The organism is Bradyrhizobium sp. PRIMUS42 (genome assembly GCF_023006515.1).
GTDB lineage: Bacteria > Pseudomonadota > Alphaproteobacteria > Rhizobiales > Xanthobacteraceae > Bradyrhizobium.
On sequence record NZ_JALBGZ010000525.1, the window covers coordinates 1 to 4,510 of the forward strand.

Sequence of the window (4,510 nt, forward strand, 5' to 3'; positions counted from 1 at the left end):
CGTCTGCTCCGCCGCGTGCGCGATTTCGCCTCGGCCGCCGATGCCGACAAGATCGATCGCAAGATCGCCGACCACGCGCTGAGCGCGCTCGAGGTCGACGCCGCAGGGCTCGATGCCATGGACCGCCGCTACCTCACGACCATCGCGATGAACTATGGCGGCGGCCCGGTCGGCGTCGAGACGATGGCCGCCGCGTTGTCCGAACCGCGCGATGCGATCGAGGACATCATCGAGCCCTATCTGATCCAGTGCGGCTATCTCCAGCGCACCCCGCGCGGCCGCCTGCTGACCTCGCACGCCTTCCGTCATCTCGGCCTCGCAGAGCCCTCGCGGGATGCGGCGGCGCAATTCGGCTTGTTCGGCACCGATCAGGCCGAGGACGACTGATCTGCGCTGACGCAGCGCGCTCCATCCATCATGAATTTCCGGTAATCTCGTGCAGACGATCTGCACGAACGCACCCCAATTCCGCTCCAATCGGACCGCATCAAAAAGGCGCATTACGATCGGGTTTCCATGATCACGCGCCGTCACCTCATCCGTTCCATCGGCGGCCTGTCCGCCCTCGGTGTCTCGACCGCCGCCTATGGTGTTGCCGTCGAGCCGGTGCTGCGGCTTCGCGTCACCCGCTATCATCCGGCGCCGCGGCAATGGCCGGCGGATCTGCCGCTGAAGATCGCCGTCATCGCCGACATCCATGCCTGCGATCCCTGGATGCCGCTGGACCGGATCGAGGCCATCGTCGACCGCACCAACGCGCTGAATGCTGACATCATCGTGCTGCTCGGCGACTATGTCGCCGGCCTGCATCAGGTCACGCGCATCATTCCGTCGAGCGAATGGGCCCGAGTGTTGGCCGGCCTCAAGGCGCCGCTGGGCGTCCATGCCGTCATGGGCAACCACGATTATTGGGACGACAGGACGGTGCAGCAGACCGGGCACGGGCCGACCATCGCGCATCGTGCGCTGGAAGCCGTCGGCATTCCCGTCTACGAGAACGACGTCGTACGCCTTAAGAAGGACGGCCGCCCGTTCTGGCTCGCCGGCTTGGGTGATCAGCTCGCCTTCCTGCCGGCGCGCCGGTTTCGGAGCATGGTGCGCTTCGGCGCCGACGATCTCAGCGCGACGCTCGCCAAGGTCACGGACGATGCGCCGATCATCCTGCTCGCCCATGAGCCCAACATCGCGCCGCGCGTGCCCGCACGCGTTGCGCTGCAACTGTCCGGCCACACCCATGGCGGTCAGGTCCGCTTGCTGGGCTGGTCGCCGGCGGTACCGCCGCAGCAGGGCATCCGGCTGGCTTATGGTCATGTCAGGCTGAAATGCGACGTCATCATCTCCGGCGGCCTCGGTTGCAGCATCATGCCGCTCCGCGTCGGCGTGCCGCCGGAGATCGTCGAGGTGACGCTGGGGCGAGGACCCTTGGTGGTGTAGCCGTCAAATTACGGGTCAGCATCTGGGCGCCGGTCCAAGGCTGCGCTATATTGACGCGATGAGTTCTGCCATCGAGAAAGCTGTCGAAGCTCTTGAGCTGCTGCCTGAGGATATGCAGGAGTCTGCGGCCGATTATCTGTTGTCCCAAGCCAAGAAGTTTCGAGCCCTTAGACACGCGATCGATGAAGGGATGGCGGACGTAGAGGCTGAGCGCGTGGTCCCGTGGGACCTCAACGAGTTTCTCAAGCAAACTCGGGCGAAGCGGTAGGGGCGTCGTGCAGGTCGTTCTATCCTTGCGCGCCCGCACTGACCTTTTTGACATCCATACATATCTTGCAGAGCGTAGCCTAGCGGCAGCGGATCGATTGGCTGAAAGATTCTCGGAGCGGTTCGATGAGTTGCGACAATTTCCGTTCTTAGGACCAGATCGGAGTGAGCTAAGGACATGCTTCGCGGGCTGTCGATCGATGGTTATATTGCCTTTTACCTCGTTCAGACTGATCGCACAGTCATTGTGCGGGTCTTGGATGGACGTCGAGATATAAAGCGAGAGTTTGCGAAATGACGGCTCATCTCGACGGCGAGATCCGCGACGGCCGACACCACATGCAGGTCCGCGTCTATTACGAGGACACGGATTTCTCGGGGATCGTCTATCACGCCAATTATCTGCGCTACATGGAGCGCGGACGGACCAATCATCTGCGGCTGATGGGGGCCGAGCAGCAGGCGCTGTTCGAGCAACCCGAGACCGACAGCGCCGGTTTCGCTTTCGTCGTGCGCTCGATGCATCTGGATTTCCTCAAGCCCGCGCGGATGGACGACGTGCTCGACGTCGTGACCTGGCCGATCGCGGTGAAGGGTGCCTCCATCATGCTGGCGCAGGAAGTGAAGCGGGGTGAGGACGTGCTGGTGAAAGCCGAGGTGCGCGTCGCCTTCATCAGCGGCGGCCGCGCCCAGCCGATCCCGAAATCAATCCGGACGATGATGAGGGCCGATCTGATTTCGTGATCGGTCGATAAGTGATCGCCACTCGACTCCACCTTGCGCAGCGATAGATTGCGGCCCCAACCAATCGATGAGGCTCATCATGTCGCGCCCGCCGCTTCCGCCCTTCACCCGTGAGACCGCCGCGCAAAAGGCGCGTATGGCCGAGGACGCCTGGAATTCACGCGATCCGGTGCGCGTCTCCCTTGCCTATACCGAGGACAGCCGCTGGCGCAATCGTTCGGAAGTGCTTGAGGGCCGCGAGGCCATCGTCGCGTTCCTCACCCGCAAATGGGAGAAGGAGCAGGACTACCGATTGATCAAGGACCTCTGGGCCTTCGACGAGAACCGCATCGCCGTGCGCTTCCAGTACGAATGGCACGACGCCAGCGGCCAGTGGTATCGATCCTACGGCAACGAGCAGTGGGAATTCGACGAGCACGGTTTGATGAAGCGGCGCGAGGCGTCGATCAACGACATCGCGATTGCGGAGAAGGATCGCAGGTTTCACTGGGCGGCGCCGGGGCCGCGCCCGGCGGATGTGCCGGGATTGGGGAGCGATCCGTTCTGATATTCCGCAAGCGACGCTGCATCAACCCTGCCCCCTTCTTGTGGGAGAGGGTGCCGAGCGAAGCTCGGCGGGTGAGGGGTCTCCATCCTCACGAGCAGTCCAGCGAGTTGATAGAACCCCTCATCCGGCGCTTCGCGCCATCTTCTCCCACAAGGGGAGGAGCGTGCCGCGTAGCTAGGGCCGCCTCGCCAGAAACCTCGTAATCGCCCCACCGAGCGTCGCGTTGTCCATCGGTTGCGTCAGCGATGCCCTTGCCGTCGCGACGACGTCATCCGGCGCCTTGCCGTCGCGCAGGTCGCAGCACACTTGCGCGAATTCCACGTCGAATTCCGGATGCGGCTGCACCGTCAGCGTGGTGCCGTTGGCGTAGAGCAGAGCGGCATGTGGCGTGAACTCGGACGAGAGGATCGTGAGCACGTCGTTCGGCGGCTCGATCACCTGATCCTGATGCGAAGCGGCGATCGCGATCGTTTCGCCGTCGACGACGCCGTTCTCCGGCAGTACCTGATAGACATGCCGTCCGATGCCCCAGCCTTTCTCCGACTTGCGCACGGTGCCGCCGAGCGCCTGCGCGATCAGCTGATGACCGAAGCAGACGCCGACCATCGGCGTCTTGTTGGCGTAAGCGCTGCGCACGAAAGCTTCAAGCGGCGCGATCCAGTCGAGTCCGTCATAGACGCCGGCCGCAGCGCCAGTGATCAGCACGGCCTCCAGCTTGCGCGGATCGGGGAGTGCATCGCCATTCGGGATGCTGATGACATCCACGGTGACCGAGGGATCCTCGGCGCGAACCATGCGCTCGAACATGTCCGGAAACGAGCCGTGACGCTCGCGATGCTTTTGAGGAACGAGCCCGGTCTCGATGATGGTGATGCGTGCCATGTGCTGCCTTGCAGAGATGCGAAGGATACAGCAGGAATCGCAAGGCGTCCAAGTCAGCCGGGCGCAAAATCCCGAGTGGACTCCTGCTCGAGTTCGGCGAGCGCCTTGCGCATCGTCTCCACCAGATCCAGCGCCACCGGTGAAGGACTGCGCTGCGCCGGAAAGACGGCGGAGAATTCGAAGTCGATGCGCGGCAGGAAGCGACGCGCGACCACGCCGCGGGTGGAGAATTCCCTCGCGGTGAAGGGGTCGCAGATCGCGACGCCGAGCCCCGACGAGACCATGCCGCACATGATCTCCGACAGCGTGGTCTCCACCCTGAGCACGCGACGGACGTCATGGCGATGGAAGACCTGGTCGACGAGGTGCCGGCTCGATGATCCCGCCGACAGCGAGATGAAGGTCTCGCCCTCGAAATCACGCGGCTCCAGCACTTCCTTTTCCGTGAGGCGATGGCCCGTCGGCAGCACCGCGACGCGCGCGGGCGCCGGCAGCCGCAGGCTCGGCAGGCCGGAATGCGCGATGGGCACCTCGGCAAAGCCGATGTCGCACTGGTTGTTCAACACCCAGTCGACCACGATCGGCGAGATCACACCGAAGAAGGCGAGGTTGAGGTTGGGCCGTTCTTTCAGAAAG

Annotated in this window: 8 protein-coding genes; 6 read left to right on the forward strand and 2 right to left on the reverse strand. The window is 63.7% G+C overall.

Annotation, left to right across the window (positions count from 1 at the left end; translation table 11 throughout):
- The 6 genes from MOV75_RS28375 to MOV75_RS28400 all read left to right on the forward strand — a co-directional run.
- Positions 1–387: Holliday junction DNA helicase RuvB C-terminal domain-containing protein (locus MOV75_RS28375; RefSeq protein ID WP_309486973.1), on the forward strand; the 387-nt coding region annotated here is incomplete at its 5' end.
- Between the two features lie 129 nt (positions 388–516).
- Positions 517–1,434: a metallophosphoesterase gene (locus MOV75_RS28380; protein WP_246931035.1), complete on the forward strand. Its 918-nt coding sequence runs from the start codon at positions 517–519 to the stop codon at positions 1,432–1,434.
- A 58-nt stretch (positions 1,435–1,492) separates the two neighbouring features.
- The gene (locus MOV75_RS28385; protein WP_246931036.1) at positions 1,493–1,702 is read left to right on the forward strand and encodes a hypothetical protein; all 210 of its coding nucleotides are present in this window, start codon (positions 1,493–1,495) and stop codon (positions 1,700–1,702) included.
- 7 nt (positions 1,703–1,709) lie between these two features.
- Positions 1,710–1,979 (forward strand): type II toxin-antitoxin system RelE/ParE family toxin, encoded by a 270-nt coding sequence (locus tag MOV75_RS28390; protein ID WP_309486858.1) that lies wholly within the window; start codon positions 1,710–1,712, stop codon positions 1,977–1,979.
- Positions 1,980–1,995: 16 nt separating this feature from the next.
- Complete coding sequence (gene ybgC, locus MOV75_RS28395) at positions 1,996–2,445, forward strand: tol-pal system-associated acyl-CoA thioesterase (protein WP_246931037.1); 450 nt, start codon at positions 1,996–1,998, stop codon at positions 2,443–2,445.
- A gap of 79 nt (positions 2,446–2,524) precedes the next feature.
- Entirely contained in the window at positions 2,525–2,992 is a 468-nt protein-coding gene (locus MOV75_RS28400) for a nuclear transport factor 2 family protein (protein ID WP_246931038.1), read from the forward strand.
- Positions 2,993–3,166: 174 nt separating this feature from the next.
- Here the strand turns inward: MOV75_RS28400 and MOV75_RS28405 are convergent, their stop codons facing one another.
- Together MOV75_RS28405 and MOV75_RS28410 are read right to left on the reverse strand one after the other, a co-directional pair.
- On the reverse strand, positions 3,167–3,874 hold the full coding sequence (locus MOV75_RS28405; RefSeq protein WP_247007000.1) for a type 1 glutamine amidotransferase: 708 nt from the start codon (positions 3,872–3,874) through the stop codon (positions 3,167–3,169).
- Between the two features lie 53 nt (positions 3,875–3,927).
- Positions 3,928–4,510: LysR substrate-binding domain-containing protein (locus tag MOV75_RS28410; RefSeq protein ID WP_247007001.1), on the reverse strand; the 583-nt coding region annotated here is incomplete at its 5' end.